Annotated in this window: 1 protein-coding gene; it reads right to left on the bottom strand. The window is 69.3% G+C overall.

The annotated features are described in order from the left end of the window. A partial coding sequence (locus tag AC1D01_RS36500; protein WP_477874667.1) for a nitrite/sulfite reductase occupies positions 1-962 on the bottom strand: 962 nt, incomplete at both ends.

The raw sequence follows: 962 nt of genomic DNA, 5'->3' as shown, positions 1-962 counted from the left end.
CGATCACGTCGGGCACCTCGTCGGCGGCGAACGACGGGCCGATCACCTTGCCGGGCGTCGACTGGTGGCCGCTGATCGCCGAGCCGTCGAGGCCGCCGAGCGTCACCTGGTACCACTCGCTGCCGTCCTTGTCGACGCCGAGGATGCCGATGTGGCCGCTGTGGTGGTGGCCACAGGAGTTGATGCAGCCGCTGATGTGCAGGTCGATGTCGCCGATGTCGTAGAGCTCGTCGATGTCGTCGAAGCGCTCGGTGATGGCCTCGGCGATCGGGATCGAGCGGGCATTGGCGAGCGCGCAGAAATCACCGCCGGGGCAGGCGATCATGTCGGTCAGCAGGCCGATGTTGGGCGTCGCGAAGCTGGCGGCGCGCGCGGCCTGCCAGAGCACGTACAGGTCGCTCTCGCGCACCCACGGCAGCACCAGGTTCTGGTCGTGCGAGACGCGCAGCTCGGCCTGGCTGAAGCGCTCGGCCAGCTCGGCGGCCAGCTCCATCTGCGTGTCGGTCGCGTCGCCGGGCGCCTGGCCGGTGCGCTTGAGCGAGAGCGTCACGCTGCGGTAGCCGGCCAGCTGGTGCGGGTGCACGTTGCGCTCGAGCCAGCGCTGGTAGGCGGCGGGGGCGTCGGCGGGGATGCCGATCTTGCTGCCGGCGATCGGTGCCACGCCGGCCGGCGTCACGAAGTGCGCCGCGACGCGGTCGAACTCGGCCTGCGGAATGATCTGCTCGGTGCCGTCGCTGTCGAGCTCGAGGATCTTCTTGAACTCCGCGGCCACGTCGTCGAGGAAGCGCTGGCCTTCGGCCTTCACCAGGATCTTGATGCGCGCCTTGTACATGTTGTCGCGGCGGCCGTAGCGGTTGTAGACCCGCACGATGGCCTCGAGGTAGACGAGGATCTGCTGCCACGGCAGGAACTCGTTGATCACCGTGCCGATGACCGGCGTGCGGCCCATGCCGCCACCGACC

The organism is Rhizobacter sp. P3_B12 (genome assembly GCF_056402895.1).
This window is presented reverse-complemented; position numbering and strand designations above follow the sequence as displayed.